The sequence below is a fragment of the Shewanella sp. SM29 genome (assembly GCF_025654245.1).
GTDB classification, from domain to species: Bacteria; Pseudomonadota; Gammaproteobacteria; order Enterobacterales; family Shewanellaceae; genus Shewanella; species Shewanella oncorhynchi.
In genome coordinates, this window is sequence record NZ_JAKKRN010000041.1 from 1 (window position 1) to 16,377 (window position 16,377).

A 16,377-nucleotide genomic window follows, 5' to 3' on the forward strand; every position below is an offset into this window, starting at 1 on the left:
GTAAAAGCGATGTCGTTGTGGGATAGAGCGATGCTGTCTAGACGTTTCATCATAGAAACCATCAACGACCAGTTAAAAAACATCTCTCAAATAGAGCACTCTAGACACCGCAGCGTACATGGTTTTATGCTCAACATGATTGCGGGACTCATCGCCTATCAATTGAAAGACAATAAGCCACAACTGAACATCACTAACGCAGAGTTTAATGCTATTACAGTTATGGCTAGTTAAACCGATCTCAGGTTAGTTAATAAGTTATGACTGGAATAGCGGCTTAGTAAGTAATAGAAGGCTGCGACAAAATCTGTCGTAGCAATATGAAAATAGAATTTATGTGGTTAATTCGATTAACTAAGTTCGCCAAGTGTATATGTTAGCGGTATAAAGCAAACGGATTAACACTGCGGCCAAGTGTCAAGATGAAGGAATAAATACAATGGATGTTAAGACGTATCTACAAGCATTGAGTGCTATCTACGCCAACATGAATCAAACATTAGAACTGGATCGTGGCTTATCAAACTTAGTCTTAGATGAAGCCGAAAAACAATTAGGTTTTAAACTAGTTTCTCCGCTAAGGGAGCTTTGGGTATATGCCAATGGCGGCAATGAGTGGAGCACAGTCTTTGCCCGAAAAGATTACTTTTGCCGGTATGATTTTTTGTCATTAGCCTCATCGCTTAAATTTCGTGACCGAATGAAAAAACGGGCCCAGCACTACGCTAATTACCACGAGCCAGAAGTGCGGGATCCTAAAATCCAATCAGGATGGTATCAAGAAGGTTGGTTGCCCTTTGCCCAATTTGGGGGCGGTACATTACTCTTGATTGCAGATCATTCGCCCTCGGCATTAGGCCAAATGGGACAAGTGATAGCATACACCCATGACCCCGATATGATGGACTTTATTAGCCCAGATCTAAGCCAATTTTTTGCACAATCCTTGGCGCAAATCGCGCTATATCCAGATGAATTAATTGAGGATTAAGGATAACAAAAATGTACGATCCATTATTCAACAAACCTAGTGAACTGATTATTGAAGGTGAGCTTCAGGGCAACGATAAGTTACGCATAAAAATGCTCGAAGACGTTTCTCTGATGACACAAGAGACGAAGCATCAAATTCTAAATGCTATGCTCAAAATGCATAAGTACTTTGAAGATTATTGCGGTGATTTGGAGGTTTCTTTAAATACCATCAATGAAATAGCCGCAAATACCCAGCCGTTGTACATTATATTGGATGACACCAGCACAATGGAGACTCGGGCAATTCGTTATCATTACTCCTGCAACTGGGAAACCGATCATGGGGTAGAGGTGATGGTACTCAATGGTAATCAAGTGATTTTTGTGGGCAACTGCGGTTACACCTATGGTGTGTTATTAGCCTCCATTGATAGTACTTTATCCCTTCAAGATGAAGAGCTTAATTTTTTGTGAGTTGCTGACTAAATTTCACTACCGTTATACCCGTGCAATACTGTGTTACTCAGAAAGGCAATTTTAGCTAAGCATCTTAGCCAGACATCCATATATGATGGCTCTTGTTCAAGTAATTTTAGCCAGTATAGGTGGTAGAGAAACCGAAAGTGCATTATGTTGTTGATTTAAAATGGGTGGCTAGACTTTGGCGGGTAAACCAAGCTAAGGAGCCAAAACGTAACAAAGCGTTTAAAATCCTTCGCTTTACTCACTGGAAGTTCAAACTACTGCTTCAGTTTGAAACTCCTTTAACACGGAGTTAACTTCTTATGACACCTGAATATCTAGCCAAACAAGTTGAATTTATTGACTGGCTCTCGGCTGCAAGTCCCATTGAAGGCGTATTGGGTTCTACATATGGATGGGAGTGGCTGCCTACAAGCAGAGATCAAGAGGATCCTTTGAATGGTCCGAAAAAATGTGAGGAAACAAAAGACGCGGAGATGCTTGTGTATAAATCGGCGCTCAGATCTCTGAGAAAAATTGGCCGGTCACATCCTTTGCTTGTGTATGGTCCTCATGATTTTACTGAGAGCTTTAGAGGCGGCGCACTCTTTGCCTTCAAAATGGCAGCGAGAGAGGCCGCTCTCAGACAAAAGGGCGTATGGAGTGAGGTGGCTGAGTTGTATAGCCAAGGCCGATGGCCATGTGGTTTTAAAGAAAATCGTGAATTTGTTGTTTTGTGACTAAAGCTAACGATGCCAAGCATTAGGACAGCTTTTCCGTTGCCTTGAGTTTCTTTAACTGAGCTCCGCCATCCCTATCTTTTTTCAGGTTGATTTATCTAAAAGCTGGATTCCCGCCCACAAGCATTGCGGGAATGACGGTTAAAGACAGCCTCTAATGAAGCACAGTCTCTTTTACCTTTATCACTAAATCTATTAACAATTCCTCCTTGTCCGTGTAGTTTAGGTAGCTTATAAAAACAACAATAGGCTATCGCTATGACTTTACCCTCTGTATCACTTGCTGCATCAACATCATTTGAATTTAAGCCCCTAGTAAATAAATCCCGTTTTTCCAAGACCTTACTCGCGTCGGCCTTAGCCTTGAGTTTTATGGGCACGGGTTTTAATTCGGTACAAGCGGCGACCAGTGCTATGCCGGATGCGGCTAAGTTGGCGGCGGGTGTGGAGCAAAAGGTGATCGACTGGCGTCGTGATTTGCATCAACATCCTGAGTTGTCTAACCGTGAGTTTCGCACCAGCAAGATTATTGAAAAACATCTGAAATCCTTAGGATTAGAAGTACAAACGGGTGTGGCGCATACGGGCGTGGTGGCCATTTTGAAAGGCGGGAAGCTGAAAGGCGGCAAGCCCGGTCCCTTGATTGCGATTCGGGCGGATATGGATGCCTTGCCTGTGACTGAGGTGGTTGATTTGCCCTTTGCCTCTAAAGCGACCGATACCTATCGTGATCAAAAAGTGGGGGTGATGCATGCCTGTGGGCACGATACCCATGTGGCAATGTTGATGGGCGTGGCTGAAAACCTCGTGAAAGTGAAAGACAGCCTCGCGGGTGATGTGATGTTTATCTTCCAACCTGCCGAAGAAGGCGCGCCAGACGGGGAAGAAGGCGGCGCAGAATTGATGCTAAAGGAAGGGCTGTTTGCTAAGCGTAAACCTGCCCAAGTGTTTGGTATGCATGTGACCTCGAGCATGCCGAGTGGCATGATTGGCCTGCGCAGTGGTCCAGCAATGGCGAGTGAAGACTCTTTTACTATCAAAGTGAAAGGCAGCCAAACCCATGGTTCGCGTCCTTGGAATGGGGTCGATCCTATTGTCGCTGCGGCACAAATTATCACTAACGTGCAAACGATCGTCAGCCGTCAGGTGGATATCACTAAAGCGCCGGCAGTGGTGAGTTTTGGCGCGGTCAATGGCGGTATTCGCTCTAATATTATTCCTGATGAAGTCGAGCTGATTGGTACAATTCGCACCTTCGACCAACCTATGCGCGCCGATATTAAACTGCGTCTAGCGGAAATGGCACAGCTGTCGGCGAAAACCTTAGGGGCGACTGCCACTACTGAGATCCATCAAGGTTATCCTGTGGTGGTCAACAATCCCGAATTAGTCGCCAGTATGCGGCCTGTGCTTGCGAGTGTGGTGGGCGATAAGATGCTGATTGAACCTGGGTTAATCACAGGTGCCGAAGACTTTGCTTACTATGCCTTAGAAACACCGGGGATGTTTTTCTTCCTTGGGGTTACGCCAAAGGGAACTGACCCTGAAACGGCGGCTAGCAATCATTCCCCGGCATTTTATGTGGATGAAAGCGCGCTAAAAGTGGGCGTTGAGGCCATGACCAAAGTGGCGTTAACGGCGCTCAAAGCCCAATAAGTGGCTAACGTATTATTCCGTAAGCACTGCGGTATAACTTGAGCTTACAAAAAATCGGCGCGGGATACGCTTCCTGCGCTTGATTTGTTAAACAATTTACCTCTATATGTGGATATTTACAGCAAGGAGCGAACAAGATGAAGCGCACGCTATCGGCTCTGGTGTTGGCCATGGGACTTTTGAACCCCCTAAGCCAAGCACAGGCCACCACGGCAGAAGACATTAAGAGTTTCACGCTAGATAACGGCATGAAAATCATGGTGCTAGAAGATGCCTCAATTCCCAATGCCAACATGTATTTATTTTGGAAGGTCGGTTCACGTAACGAAGTGCCCGGCATTACCGGTATTTCGCACTTTTTCGAACACATGATGTTCAACGGTTCGAAAAAGTACGGCCCAAAAATGTTCGACCGTACTATGGAAGCCGCAGGTGGCGCGAACAATGCGTATACCACTGAAGACATGACGGTTTATACCGATTGGTTCCCCGCCAATGCGCTCGAAACTATGTTCGATCTCGAAGCTGACCGCATCGCTAACTTAGATATCAACCAAGCCATGGTCGATAGCGAACGTGGTGTAGTGCAGTCGGAGCGTTCCACTGGCTTAGAAAACTCTAACTGGAATGCTCTCGAAGGCGAAATCAAAGGCGTGGCATTTTTAGCCCACCCTTATTCTTGGTCGGTGATCGGCCATGAGTCGGATATCGCCGCTTGGTCGCTGGAAGATTTAGTCCAGTACCATAAAACCTATTACGCGCCGAACAATGCCGTGGTCGTGATTGCCGGTGATGTAAAGCTTGCCCAAGTAAAAGCCTTGGCAGACAAGTACTTTGCGCCTATTCCGGCACAGACTCCGCCTAAAGCGATTCGCACTGTCGAACCTGAGCAAAAGGGTGAGCGTCGCACCTTTGTACAAAAGGCATCGGTCAGCACACCTAACGTAATGTTGGCGTACCATATTCCGGCGGCAACCCATGCGGATTTTTATGCGCTGGATTTATTAAGCTCGATTCTAAGCCAAGGTAATAGCTCGCGTTTATATCAATCATTGGTTGATAAACAAGTGGCCTTAGAAGCGCAAACCTACATGCCGATGTCGGTCGATCCTAACCTCTTCTATGTGATGGGTGTTGCTACACCTGAGGTGAAAGCCTCGACGCTGGAGCATGCGTTGATTGAACAAATCGATGCGATTGCGACAACGGGTGTTACCCAGCAAGAACTGGATAAAGTTAAAAATATTAAGTTGATGGATTTTTATCGCTCGATGGAAACCATTAATGGTAAGGCTAATACCATAGGCACCTATGAGATGTATTTTGGCAGTTACGACAAGTTATTTAATGCACCTGAAGCCTATAACAAGGTGACGCCTGCGGATATTCAACGAGTTGCCCAAACCTACTTACGTAAATCGAATCGCACTGTGGCTGTGCTGGCGGCAACTGAGGAGTCTTCCCTATGAAATCGACAGCAGTGAAATCACTTAAGATGGCATCACTTGGGAAATCGTCTAAGTTAATGGCCGCATTAGCCCTAGGCACAAGTTTAGCCTTAGCGGGTTGTGCTACGACATCGGCACCAAAACGGGTCGATACTGGCAGCTTTGCGATGCCAAGTTACGATAAGTTTGTGTTAGATAACGGCTTAACTGTGTACTTAATGCCGCAGCGCGAAGTGCCGTTAATTACCTTAAATGCCGTGGTACGCGCTGGTGCAGTGAATGACACCACCGCAGGCGTGGCACAAATGACAGCAGAAGGCTTGCTGTTAGGTGCGGCGGGGAAATCTAAGGCTGATATCGAGCAGCAAGTGGATTTTCTCGGTGCAAGCTTAGTGGCCGAAGCGGATAAGGAAGGCAGTTATCTGAGTGCTGACTTTATGGCGAAGGACATTGACTTGATGCTGGGCTTATTTAGCGCGGCGATGTTAACGCCTGATTTTGATGCCGCCGAGTTCGATAAACTCAAACAGCGCGCGATTGCTGGGCTGCAGCAGGATAAAGAGAGCCCGCGGGCGGTGATTGGTCGTTACTTCGATAAGCTCGTATTTGGTGCACATCCTTATGGTAATGCGGCTTCGGGTAACAGTGATTCGCTTGAACAAGTGACTGTGTCGCAGCTGCGCGCCTTCCATAAGAGTTACTATCAACCTTCCAATACCGCGATAACTGTTGTGGGTGACTTTGATGTGGCGACGATGAAAGCCAAGCTGGCGCAAGCCTTTGGTCAGTGGCAGGGCAGCGAAAAGCTGGTGCAGCCTGATTTAAACCAAGGTTTGCCTCAGTTGAGTGAGGCCAAAGTCTTGCTGGTGGATAAACCCGATGCAATCGAAACTACTTTTGTGATTGGGGGCTTAGGTATTAGTCGTGACAATCCAGACTATGTAGGTTTAACGGTAGTGAACACTATTTTAGGTGGTCGTTTCACCTCTTGGCTTAACGACGAGCTGCGGGTGAACGCGGGGCTAACCTATGGCGCGCGCTCAGGTTTTAGCCCTTATACCGATTCGGGCGTATTCACAATCAGCACTTTCACTAAGACGGAAACCACTCAAGAAGCGATGGATCTAGCCTTAAAAACCTATGCACGTTTATGGGAGAAAGGTGTAGATCAAGCGACTTTAGATTCGGCTAAAGCCTATGTTAAGGGTCAGTTCCCGCCTCAGTTTGAAACCTCAGGTCAGCTGGCAGGGCTCTTATCTGGCATGTATTTGTACGGTTTCGATGATAAGTTTATCAATGAGTTCCAAGCTAAGGTGGATGGTTTGACCTTAGAAGAAACCCAAAGGTTAGTGAAAACTTACTTCCCGCAAAAAGATCTGCAATTTGTGCTGATTGGCAATGCGGCTAAGATTGCACCGATTGCTGCTAAGTACGGCAAAGTGCAAACCGTCGATATTAAAGCCACGGGATTTGGCCAATAAGCCATCATTGCGAGGCTTGATTCGATAAAGAAAAGGTCTGCATAGTGCAGACCTTTTGCTTTTCTGTTCTAGGTTCTAGGTGCTGCGTTTATTGTCCACCTGGCTTAGCATAATGGGTCATCCAATCTTTCACTTGGTTATACCAATAGATAGAGTTATTGGGTTTCATAACCCAATGATTTTCATCGGGGAAGTAAATCATCCGTGATTCCACATTGCGAGTTTGCAGGGTGCGGAACAGTTCAAATCCTTGTCCCACAGGTACCCGGTAGTCGAGCTGACCGTGGCTGACTAAGGTCGGAGTGTTAAAGTTAGCCGCAAAGTAATGCGGAGAAATAGCTTTATACAGCTCAGGATTATCCCAGTAGTTGCCAAATCGGGTGCTGTGCACGGCAAAATCCGACGCCATTTGTGAATACATGTCGTAAACCGCAGCGTGGATCAACAAGGCTTTAAAGGGATGTGGTTGACCTAAAATAATTGAGGTCAGATAACCGCCGTAACTTGCGCCACCCGCCACCATGCGGTCGCTGTCTATCCAGCTTTGCTGTTTAAACCAGTCGGCCGCCTTGAGCACATCTTCGAGGGATTTATTCTTCCAATCTGGGTTAATCGCATCGGCAAACGCTTGTCCGAAGCCGCTAGAACCATGGAAGTTTGGCCAAGCAGTGACATATCCCCAAGAGGCGAAGGTTTGTGCGTTCCAACGGTAATGGAAACCGTCGGTAATGGCGTTATGTGGCCCGCCGTGAACCAGCATAAAGAGGGGATATTTTTTACTGCGATCAAATCCGGGGGGATAGTGAACCCACATTTGAATATCTTGATCTTGATATCCCTTGTAGGTCACTGATTCGTAAGTGCCTAAATCAACATCTTTGAGAATATCGTCATTAAAATTCTCTAGGCGTACCGTCTTACCATTGCGGGGATTAATGCTGACCAAGCGCGCTGGGTGCAAAAAGCTCTCGTTGGTGGCAATCAGTTCACCGTCTTTGCCTATGGCGGGTTGGCCAAAGTCAGTTGCCTCTGTAATGGCTTTGACTTTACCGTTTTTGGCATCGATATGATAAATGCGGTTAGTGGCGGCATCTTCGATGGTGGCATAAAAGCCTTTACTGTCGGGGGTCCAATTAAATTGGCTGACCGAGCGATCCCAGTCTGGTGTTAGCGTATTAAGTTTGCGGCTATCAATATCCAGTAACATCAGCCTTATGGTATCGGCATAGAAACCGGGGATTTTCTGACGGGTAAAAGCCAGCGTTTTGCCATTGGGACTAAAGCTGGGATCAGCATCTGCGGCTTGATTTTCTGGGGTGATATTCTCTGCTTTACCACTGCCAATCGTCGCAAGGAAAATATCCAGTTTAGGGTCGACACGGTTGTCTGATCCATAAGTACTGAAGGCAATTAAGCGTTCATTAGGCGAAATATCGTAACTTGAACTGCTTTGGCTCGAGCGTGGTAACTCATGGCCGAGCGCTTGCGTCACGGATTCGACTTCGCCGCCCGAAGCGGGGATCTTAAATACATGGGCTTGGCGACGTTCATCTAACCAATGATCGAACTGAGCGTAGGGCAAAGCATTCCACTGGCGAGCGGAGACCTTATTGTCCTCGTCGGCTTTTAGTTGGGTTTTCATCTCGTCCCATGTTTGATTTGGGAATACATTGCTGATGAAATACAAATGCTTGCCAACCCATTTAATACCATTTACGCCAGTAGGTATGTCGGTTAAGCGCTGCGCTTCACCCGGACCGTCCATAGGCAATAGGTAGATTTGGCCTGCGTCGTCTTCATTTCGCTCACTCACAAAGGCCAAGGTTTTGCCGTCGGGCGAAAACACGGGCTCGCTCACCTTTAACCCTTTGACTGTAATAGCGCGATTATTTTTACCTTCGCCATCAAAACGCCATAACTGGGTCGAACCTTTATCTTCCTTCAGATCATATTCTGTGACTGGCGCAATAATATGCTCACCAGAGGGCGATACGACTGGGGTACCAATACGCTTAAGTTGCCAGAGTAATTCCACCGAGAGCGGTTTACCCTGCTCCGCAAATGCTGAGCCGAATGGCATCAACAGACAGAGCAATAAGATTCCTGTCTTCTTCACTGTGAGTCTCCTTATCATACATATAGTTATAATGATTTTATTTGTAGTGCAGATTCGAGAGTATAGAAACCGAGCATGAAAGCAAACTGAGTGATAACCCATAGCGGGACGCTTTGTGTAAGCATCTGTGAATGGTTGTCGGCTAATTGTGATTTGTTGATGACAGAATTACAGGCTAATCTAGGGTGATATTTCGGCTGAGGACTAGGTAGATGCAGAATAAAATCAACCGATTAAGACTATTATGGGGAGTGACAATTGCACTGAGTACTGTTATTCCTCTGGCTGCGCACGCGGCTAAGGTAAGTTTTAGTGAGTTTTGCCCTCAGTTTACCGGTCAATGGGTGGGCGATGCCGCCAAAGTGGGGGAAGTGCCACGAAAAGTCACAGTCACCGGATTTTGCTCCCATGATATGCGGCAGCTGTTATTGTCTGTGAGTGTTGGCACGCGTGCGCCCTATAGTGAAACCTGGTGGTTTAGGGAGCAGGGCGAGCAAGTGTTGTTGACCTATTACGATGGCGTGTCCCAAGAGAAGCAGCAAGTCTTTAGCTTATATCGTCAAAATGGCGATTATTCTTTGCTGGGTGAGGGCGTGGTGACTGCCCGGTCTGCGTTAATTCAATTACTGTTTGAGGTAAAGGGGGCGGGTGCTCAAGCTAACGCATGGCAATGGACGCAGAATATTCAATATTTAGATGATGATGTTGATCGCTATCAGCTTTTTCGCGGGATAGAGATGACGCCAGTCGCGCCATCTCCTTAGTCGCCAATCCGATTTACCTTCGATAGCGCTTAAAGTGCGCCAGCAAAATCCAGTTGGCGCCACGCTTCATAGCTGATAATTGCCACCGCATTAGACAGATTCAAGCTACGGCTGGTGGCCGCCATGGGGATGCGTAGTCTCTGCTCAGTGGGGATGGATTCGATAATCGCCATCGGTAAACCTCGGGTTTCTGGGCCAAATAGCAGCACATCGTCTTTGGCAAAACTCAGCTCAGTATGCGGGCGACTCCCCTTAGTGGTGCAGGCCATAATGCGCTTGCCAGCCATAGCTTCGAGGAAAGTATCGAAGTCTTTATGGCGAGTCACATTGGTTAAGTCGGCATAGTCCAAACCCGCGCGGCGTAGCTTTTTCTCTTCTAGATCAAAACCTAATGGCTCAATCAAATGCAGCTGGCAGCCATTGTTTGCGCAAAGGCGAATGATATTACCTGTGTTAGGTGCGATTTCTGGCTCATAGAGTGCGATATGGAACATACTGGCCCGCCTGTAGAAAATGACGGCCGATTATACGGCAAACGGCGCCCAAGCGCAGTGTCTGTTGTGAGTGGATTTGGCTAAGTTCATGCAATAGAGGTTGTAATTGGTGGAATTGTTATCTCAAGGCTTGCCTGTTTTATTATCTCAAAGTAATATATCTCAGCGTCAAGATACTTTCTAAGAAGTCATTATGCCCTTTATTATTGCGTTACTCGCTCCTGTATTTTGGGGGACTACCTATGCGTTAGTGAGTCTCTACTTACATGACATGTCGCCCTACTGGGTAGCCGTGTGGCGTGCCTTGCCTGCGGGGATATTAATGCTGATGCTGCGTCCTCGTTTGCCAACTTTGGTTTGGTCAAAGCTTGGTTTGCTCGCTTTTTGTAATATTGGTGCCTTCTTCGCCTTGCTATTTATCGGCGCTTACCGTTTGCCGGGCGCAGTGGCGGGAACCTTAGGGGCCACTCTGCCGCTCATCTTCTTAATACTGGCTTGGCTCATTGATAAAAAACGCCCAGGAATGAAGTGGTTATTATTAGGTTTGATGGGATTAGGTGGGGTCATTTTACTGCTTAACCCTTCGGCGGATCTCGATCCTATCGGCGTGTTGTGCATGTTGAGCGCCACTACGTTAATTGCCTTTTCTTCTCGCTGGATGCAAAAGTGGGATGTGGGCGACTTTTTAGTGCTGACCGCGTGGCAGCTATTATTGGGCGGTTTGATGCTGATCCCACTGGCTTGGTTTATGGCAGGGCCACCGCAGCTACCGAGTATGACGCTTGTACCTTCACTGATATGGTTAGTGATTGCCAACACCGCCGTTGCCTATTGGGCTTGGCTGTGGTCTATGAGAAACTTAGGGCCAGAAATCATGGGTATGGTCGCTTTAGTCAACCCTGTGGTTGCCGTATCATTAGGGGTCATGATTGTGGGGGAAACTTTAGATATGCGCCAATGGATGGGAATAGCGGTGATTTTATTGTCACTGTTATTGATGAAATTGCCGCAGAATTTAAGGTTAAATCCATTTAAAAAAGTGCAACCCTAGTCATTATTTTGGGGTGAATGAGGCATAGATGCTAAAACGTTTGGATCTGAATTTACTGCCCGTACTCGAAATTCTACTTGAGGAGCAAAGCGTGACCGCCGCTGCTGCGCGGTTGCATTTGAGCCAGTCGGCGGTGAGTAAACAGCTCACACGTCTGAGGGAAGTGTTTGATGATCCTTTATTTGAGCGTACCGCCTACGGCCTAAAACCGACGCCCAAGGCTTTGTCACTCGCGCCTGAGTTGCGCCAATGCTTACAGCAATTGGCGCAATTTACTCGGCCGGATACCTTCGAACCCGCCTTGAGCCAACGACAGTTTAGAATGCATTTGGTCGAAACCACCTATTCGCTGACCTTTCCCCATTTTATGCCCATGTTGCTCACTCAAGCGCCCGGTGTGAGTCTCAATTGCCAAACGTGGCGACTCGATACCATGGACAGATTACTGCGCTGCGACATCGACTTAGCCATAGGTTGCCGCGAGTGGGATGAGCGCTCGCCCATGCATGTGAATAATATTCCCGATGACTTATGCCATGTTGAGTTAGTGCAGGATTATCCCGTGTGTTTGATGCGTCGTGATCATCCGGCGTTAACACAAGAATGGAATTTAGATACCTTCTTGAGTTATCGCCATCTGCAAGTGGCCTTTGGCGGTTTAGAGCATTGGTTGCTGGATGATGTGTTGCAACTCGAGGGCCGTAAACGGGATATTGCCGTGAATATGACCGACTTTCAGAGCGCGCTTACCCTGTGTGAACAGAGCGATTTGATCCTCTGCGCGCCTTCGCGCTATGCCTTGGCTGTGATGAAGTCTTTTGAGCTTCAGTCTTTACCATCACCCATTAAATTGATCCCCGGCGCGTATTTATTGATGTGGCACAAACACTTTGAGCATGATTTAAGCCATAAATGGCTGCGAGAGTTGATTATTAGCCAAGTGCGAGATAATAATTTATCATTATAAATTAATAGCTTGTATCGTTTCCCTCCCTGTTTTTAATGGTTGATTTAAGTTCATCGTCCCAGTGGCATCTTGTTTTTTTGTAGGAAATATCTTAATTGGATTTTGACTACTGTAAATAATAGATAAGTAAATATAATGCCAGAGCACCACCTTTGCGAGTTGGTCAAATTTATAGCTAGGGACCTCGGGGCTAAACTTCTCGAAGGTAATTTTCGAAGGCCTATAATTTATTTAGAAGAGATGGTTCTCTTTTTTATTACATAGGTTTAAGTTTTATTATGATTAAATAGGTTGAAACTTTGCTTGATATTCAATTTTTTGGTTTAACTTTATATTCAATTGGATTGTTTTTAGGTTCATTTATAGTGCTATTTCTGTCCGCTTGGATTGGGAAAAAAGTTATCGGTAGGAAGGGCGTTAGTAATAATGAGGGCGATGAAGATTTTAGAGTAATACTAGGAGCTACTTTATCTCTTCTTGGTTTAATTATTGGTTTTACGTTATCGATGTCAATAAGTGGCTTCAATAGTCGGCAGGCAGCGGAAGAGTATGAGGCTTTTGTTATTCGTACTGGTTTTATGCGAGCAGATTTATTGACTGAATCGAGCCGTGATTTAATGAAGGCCACACTACGAGAATATTTACAGCAACGAATTAATATTTATGATGCACAATCGCCTGAAGGTATTGACTTTATTAGGATGAAAGTGTTGGATTTGCAGAAAGTATTATGGGAAACAGCGGTGCATGAAACTACCCAGAAACAAACTCCTGTGACCTCATTAGTGATTGCCAGTATTAACGAAATTGTACTCGCTCAACAGAAAACCTTTGCTGGATGGCGTCATCAAATTCCATTAGCAGCTTGGATTTTATTGGTGGTTATTGCAATTAATTGCAATATATTGATTGGTTATAATGCAAGGAAAGTTAAAGGGAAGTTAGGTTTGTTATTTATCTTACCTGCAATGATTTCATTATCATTCTTGATGATTGCTGAAATAGACGCTCCAGGGAAAGGTATTATAAAAGTGACACCTATTAATTTACAAGCTCTAGCTAACATGCTTAATAAATAATTGTAAATTAGTTTTTATAAATTTAAATTCATATCGAATAGTATATTGCTGAGTGCTGGGGCACGATTATGATAATTATCTGTAAAATCTGCCTGACTAAAGTATTGGCTAAGTGCATTGAGCGCTTCTTTTACTTTTGCGGGCTGCTTATCCCGCGCCGACGTTACGCTATAAACACTGTAGGTATTGAGTGACCATTCGGGTAATAGGGTGACAAGTTGGCCGCTTTCGAGGTATTTGTGTACTTCAGGTTCGGGCAGGGCGGCAAATCCTAGACCATCGAGTGTGAGTTGAATTAACGCCTGCATATTGTTGACGCTAATTCGCTGGCTTGTCAGTTCAAAACACTCTTGGCTGAAGGCGTGGGTTAAGATATCGCCTTTAGCATAAGTGTGATAGATCCGATTTAATTCAACTAACTCCTTTGGGTGGCTAAGGTTTTTATGCATTGGCAGATAATTGGGTGAGGCGCACAGTAACATACGCCAATCGGCTAAATGGCGGGCAATTAGGTTGGAATCCGATAAGGGGCCGATGCAAATCGCCAGATCGATACCGTCGTTGACTATATCTATTGGGCCATCTTGCAGCAGTAAATTCAAACTTATCTGTGGATGTGCTGCCAACAGGTAATTAAAAGGTTCGCTTAACAGGCCGCCGCCAAATCCTATAGGCGCGGCAATCTTTAATTCCCCTGATGGAATACCTTTCAAGTTATTAAGTTTCTGCTCTGTGCTTTCGACTATCGCTATGACCTTGCGGCAATTCTCATAGAACAAACTGCCCGCTTCGGTGAGCGTGAGGTTGCGGGTATTGCGGTGAAACAGGCTGATCCCCATGTCCATTTCGAGCTTGGTCACTTGCTGACTTACCGCCGACGAGCTGAGATTTAATTGATGCGCTGCGGCACTCATTGAGCCCTTTTCTGCGATTGTCGCAAAAACGATCATCCCTTTGATCATGTTTTTATTCATTTTTAAGTAACTCTTACAAGTGAATACCTAAAGTCTAACTTGAGCTGATTGTAACATAGAGATACATTGCCGTATTGAAAATTGTTCTCATTTACAATCTTTGCTCTAATGGAGACTTGTCGGTTATGTTGTTAAGTCGTAAGAAGTACCTCGCTCAAGTGATCACCGCTTTATGTTTGTTGCCCACAGTACCAGTAACAAATGCCCTTGCGGATACCGCGTCAGATAAAGAAAAGATGATGGAAAGAATCGTAGTGACTGCATCGGGATTTGAACAGCAAATTCGCGATGCGCCAGCTTCTATCAGCGTGATCACCCGTGAGGATCTGGATAACCGCTTCTACCGCGACTTAACCGATGCCATGTTAGAAGTGCCCGGCGTGGTGATTACGGGCGGTGCAGACCGTCAGGATATCAGTCTGCGGGGCATGGGTAGCCAATACACGTTAATTTTAGTGGATGGTAAACGCCAATCCTCGCGCGAGACACGGACCAACAGTGATGGCCCAGGCGTTGAAGGCGCTTGGACGCCACCATTGGCTGCTATCGATAGAATTGAGATCGTTCGTGGGCCTATGTCGTCACTTTATGGTTCGGATGCCATTGGTGGGGTAATTAACATTATCACTCGCAAAGTGCCAAACGAGTGGCAGGGTGAGGTGCGACTCGACAGCACTTTGCAGGAAAAGTCTGACTCGGGAAATGTGTATCAAGGCAACTTTTTCGTCAACGGTGGTTTGATCAAAGATCTGCTAGGGATGCAACTTTATGGTCAATATACCCAGCGTGAAGAAGATCAAATCTATGGTGGTTACCGAGGTCGCGATGCGACTAACTTGACCGCGAGATTTGCGCTCACACCCAATGAAAATCACGATATCATGTTTGAAGTTGGTACTTCTAACCAAGAACTCGACAGCAGTTTAGGTAAAACCGTCACACCGTTAGCACCGGGCGAAGCCTGTGGTCGTCGCGGTTGCCCTGAATCTTCAACGACAGAATATGAAAACAGCACTTTCTCCCTTTCACATACAGGTCGTTGGGACTTTGGTACTTCGGATAGTTATATCAAGCATGAAGTGTTTGATAATAAATCCCGTAAGATGAAAATCACTAACACGGATGCGCAATCTAGCCTTATCACTACGTTAGGCCAAAGTCATACAGCGACCTTTGGCGCAGCATTCAACCATCAAGATCTCACCGACGAAACAGGTAACCAAGTGAGTGACTTAACTGATATTAGTCGCAAACAATGGTCGGTGTTTTCTGAGGATGAATGGCGCATTGTCGATAACTTTGCTCTGACCATGGGGCTGCGTTTGGATGATGATGAGAACTTTGGTAATCATGTCAGTCCGCGCGTTTATGGCGTGTGGGGATTAACCGACAGCACCACCTTAAAGGGCGGTGTATCAACAGGGTTTAGGGCGCCGAGTTTACGCCAGACAGTGCCCGACTGGGGACAAGTTAGCCGCGGTGGCAACATGTACGGTAATCCAGATTTACAACCTGAAACTTCAGTTAACTACGAGTTAGGTTTGTATTCTGATCTGACCGAGAGCATTACCGCCAGCGCGGGTGTGTTCTATAACGAGTTTAATGACAAGATCACCCGCGTTGCCTGTCCTGCGACTCAATGTACTGATGGTCCAAATCAATTTGGTTCTAATCCAACGACTTATGTGAACGTCGACGAAGCTGTGACCCAAGGGATTGAACTGAGTTTCGACTATCGCATTCGCTCAAACTTGAGTTTGACGGGTAACTATACCTATACGGATTCGGAGCAAAAGACAGGTGTTTATAAAGGTAGCCCATTGAATCAATTGCCTAAGCATTTGATCCAAGCGTCTTTCAACTACGAGCCTATTGATAATTTAAGCACTTGGTTAAGGGTGAACTACCGTGGCGAAGAGAGCCAACCGACGACAGGACCTTCATCGAGCAGTTTAATCGCCCCTTCTTATACTCTGCTGGATTTGGGGGCTAACTATCAGTTGAACGATAGCCTGAAATTTAGCGCGGGCATTTATAACGCCTTCGATAAGGAAATTACCCAAGAAGAATACGGTTATATCGAAGATGGCCGCCGTTACTGGTTAGGTATGACCTATAGTTTTTAAATTAAAAATAGCGAGTTATAAAGAAGCCAGCACTTAGCTGGCTT

General features: G+C 46.0%; 15 protein-coding genes. 12 read left to right on the plus strand and 3 right to left on the minus strand.

Translation table 11 applies throughout. The annotated features are described in order from the left end of the window. From L5L77_RS20150 to L5L77_RS20180, 7 genes are all read left to right on the plus strand, one after another. Nucleotides 1-234, plus strand: a 234-nt coding sequence (locus L5L77_RS20150) for a transposase (RefSeq protein ID WP_263186495.1), incomplete at its 5' end; no start/stop codon positions are given. Between the two features lie 205 nt (nucleotides 235-439). Beyond that, the gene (locus L5L77_RS20155; RefSeq protein WP_263186496.1) at nucleotides 440-991 is read left to right on the plus strand and encodes an SMI1/KNR4 family protein; all 552 of its coding nucleotides are present in this window, start codon (nucleotides 440-442) and stop codon (nucleotides 989-991) included. A gap of 11 nt (nucleotides 992-1,002) precedes the next feature. Next, nucleotides 1,003-1,449, plus strand: coding sequence for a DUF6985 domain-containing protein (locus L5L77_RS20160; RefSeq protein ID WP_131525536.1), 447 nt, complete (start codon nucleotides 1,003-1,005; stop codon nucleotides 1,447-1,449). Nucleotides 1,450-1,760: 311 nt separating this feature from the next. Further along, entirely contained in the window at nucleotides 1,761-2,177 is a 417-nt protein-coding gene (locus tag L5L77_RS20165) for a hypothetical protein (protein ID WP_113940298.1), read from the plus strand. Nucleotides 2,178-2,435: 258 nt separating this feature from the next. Next, nucleotides 2,436-3,833, plus strand: coding sequence for an amidohydrolase (locus tag L5L77_RS20170; protein ID WP_263193045.1), 1,398 nt, complete (start codon nucleotides 2,436-2,438; stop codon nucleotides 3,831-3,833). Between the two features lie 137 nt (nucleotides 3,834-3,970). Then, a complete protein-coding gene (locus tag L5L77_RS20175; protein ID WP_198572369.1) occupies nucleotides 3,971-5,302 on the plus strand; it encodes a M16 family metallopeptidase in 1,332 nt (443 codons plus the stop codon). After that, nucleotides 5,299-6,762: a M16 family metallopeptidase gene (locus tag L5L77_RS20180; protein ID WP_263193043.1), complete on the plus strand. Its 1,464-nt coding sequence runs from the start codon at nucleotides 5,299-5,301 to the stop codon at nucleotides 6,760-6,762. Before L5L77_RS20175 ends, L5L77_RS20180 begins: the two co-directional genes overlap by 4 nt. 88 nt (nucleotides 6,763-6,850) lie before the next feature. Here L5L77_RS20180 and L5L77_RS20185 read toward each other — a convergent pair whose 3' ends face one another. Next, nucleotides 6,851-8,878 (minus strand): alpha/beta hydrolase family protein, encoded by a 2,028-nt coding sequence (locus L5L77_RS20185; RefSeq protein WP_263143261.1) that lies wholly within the window; start codon nucleotides 8,876-8,878, stop codon nucleotides 6,851-6,853. A gap of 212 nt (nucleotides 8,879-9,090) precedes the next feature. On the opposite strand from L5L77_RS20185, the gene L5L77_RS20190 reads away from it, so the two are divergent. Beyond that, nucleotides 9,091-9,642 (plus strand): hypothetical protein, encoded by a 552-nt coding sequence (locus L5L77_RS20190; protein ID WP_263143259.1) that lies wholly within the window; start codon nucleotides 9,091-9,093, stop codon nucleotides 9,640-9,642. 29 nt (nucleotides 9,643-9,671) lie between these two features. Here the strand turns inward: L5L77_RS20190 and trmL are convergent, their stop codons facing one another. Then, nucleotides 9,672-10,136 carry a tRNA (uridine(34)/cytosine(34)/5-carboxymethylaminomethyluridine(34)-2'-O)-methyltransferase TrmL gene (gene trmL, locus L5L77_RS20195; RefSeq protein ID WP_259566074.1) on the minus strand — a complete coding sequence of 155 codons (465 nt, stop codon included), beginning with the start codon at nucleotides 10,134-10,136 and terminating at the stop codon, nucleotides 9,672-9,674. A gap of 193 nt (nucleotides 10,137-10,329) precedes the next feature. Between trmL and L5L77_RS20200 the strand changes: the two genes are divergently transcribed. The 3 genes from L5L77_RS20200 to L5L77_RS20210 all read left to right on the plus strand — a co-directional run bounded on the left by L5L77_RS20200 (nucleotide 10,330) and on the right by L5L77_RS20210 (nucleotide 13,233). Further along, nucleotides 10,330-11,187, plus strand: a complete 858-nt coding sequence (locus tag L5L77_RS20200) for a DMT family transporter (protein WP_131525530.1) — start codon at nucleotides 10,330-10,332, stop codon at nucleotides 11,185-11,187. Nucleotides 11,188-11,215: 28 nt separating this feature from the next. Next, the gene (locus tag L5L77_RS20205; protein WP_263168491.1) at nucleotides 11,216-12,154 is read left to right on the plus strand and encodes a LysR family transcriptional regulator; all 939 of its coding nucleotides are present in this window, start codon (nucleotides 11,216-11,218) and stop codon (nucleotides 12,152-12,154) included. Nucleotides 12,155-12,453: 299 nt separating this feature from the next. Then, nucleotides 12,454-13,233 carry a hypothetical protein gene (locus L5L77_RS20210; RefSeq protein ID WP_105250566.1) on the plus strand — a complete coding sequence of 260 codons (780 nt, stop codon included), beginning with the start codon at nucleotides 12,454-12,456 and terminating at the stop codon, nucleotides 13,231-13,233. A 14-nt stretch (nucleotides 13,234-13,247) separates the two neighbouring features. On the opposite strand, the gene L5L77_RS20215 is transcribed toward L5L77_RS20210, so the two are convergent. Next, nucleotides 13,248-14,207: a LysR family transcriptional regulator gene (locus tag L5L77_RS20215; RefSeq protein ID WP_263186498.1), complete on the minus strand. Its 960-nt coding sequence runs from the start codon at nucleotides 14,205-14,207 to the stop codon at nucleotides 13,248-13,250. A 125-nt stretch (nucleotides 14,208-14,332) separates the two neighbouring features. Here L5L77_RS20215 and L5L77_RS20220 point away from each other — a divergent pair, with 125 nt between their 5' ends. Further along, nucleotides 14,333-16,333: a ligand-gated channel protein gene (locus L5L77_RS20220; RefSeq protein WP_263186499.1), complete on the plus strand. Its 2,001-nt coding sequence runs from the start codon at nucleotides 14,333-14,335 to the stop codon at nucleotides 16,331-16,333. Nucleotides 16,334-16,377: the final 44 nt, after the last annotated feature.

Bases quoted from the DNA above. Each gene is read 5' to 3' on its own strand.
- L5L77_RS20155 (WP_263186496.1), top strand. From the start codon at position 440: ATGGATGTTAAGACGTATCTACAAGCATTGAGTGCTATCTACGCCAAC.
- L5L77_RS20160 (WP_131525536.1), top strand. From the start codon at position 1,003: ATGTACGATCCATTATTCAACAAACCTAGTGAACTGATTATTGAAGGT.
- L5L77_RS20165 (WP_113940298.1), top strand. From the start codon at position 1,761: ATGACACCTGAATATCTAGCCAAACAAGTTGAATTTATTGACTGGCTC.
- L5L77_RS20170 (WP_263193045.1), top strand. From the start codon at position 2,436: ATGACTTTACCCTCTGTATCACTTGCTGCATCAACATCATTTGAATTT.
- L5L77_RS20175 (WP_198572369.1), top strand. From the start codon at position 3,971: ATGAAGCGCACGCTATCGGCTCTGGTGTTGGCCATGGGACTTTTGAAC.
- L5L77_RS20180 (WP_263193043.1), top strand. From the start codon at position 5,299: ATGAAATCGACAGCAGTGAAATCACTTAAGATGGCATCACTTGGGAAA.
- L5L77_RS20190 (WP_263143259.1), top strand. From the start codon at position 9,091: ATGCAGAATAAAATCAACCGATTAAGACTATTATGGGGAGTGACAATT.
- trmL (WP_259566074.1), bottom strand. From the start codon at position 10,136: ATGTTCCATATCGCACTCTATGAGCCAGAAATCGCACCTAACACAGGT.
- L5L77_RS20200 (WP_131525530.1), top strand. From the start codon at position 10,330: ATGCCCTTTATTATTGCGTTACTCGCTCCTGTATTTTGGGGGACTACC.
- L5L77_RS20205 (WP_263168491.1), top strand. From the start codon at position 11,216: ATGCTAAAACGTTTGGATCTGAATTTACTGCCCGTACTCGAAATTCTA.
- L5L77_RS20215 (WP_263186498.1), bottom strand. From the start codon at position 14,207: ATGAATAAAAACATGATCAAAGGGATGATCGTTTTTGCGACAATCGCA.
- L5L77_RS20220 (WP_263186499.1), top strand. From the start codon at position 14,333: ATGTTGTTAAGTCGTAAGAAGTACCTCGCTCAAGTGATCACCGCTTTA.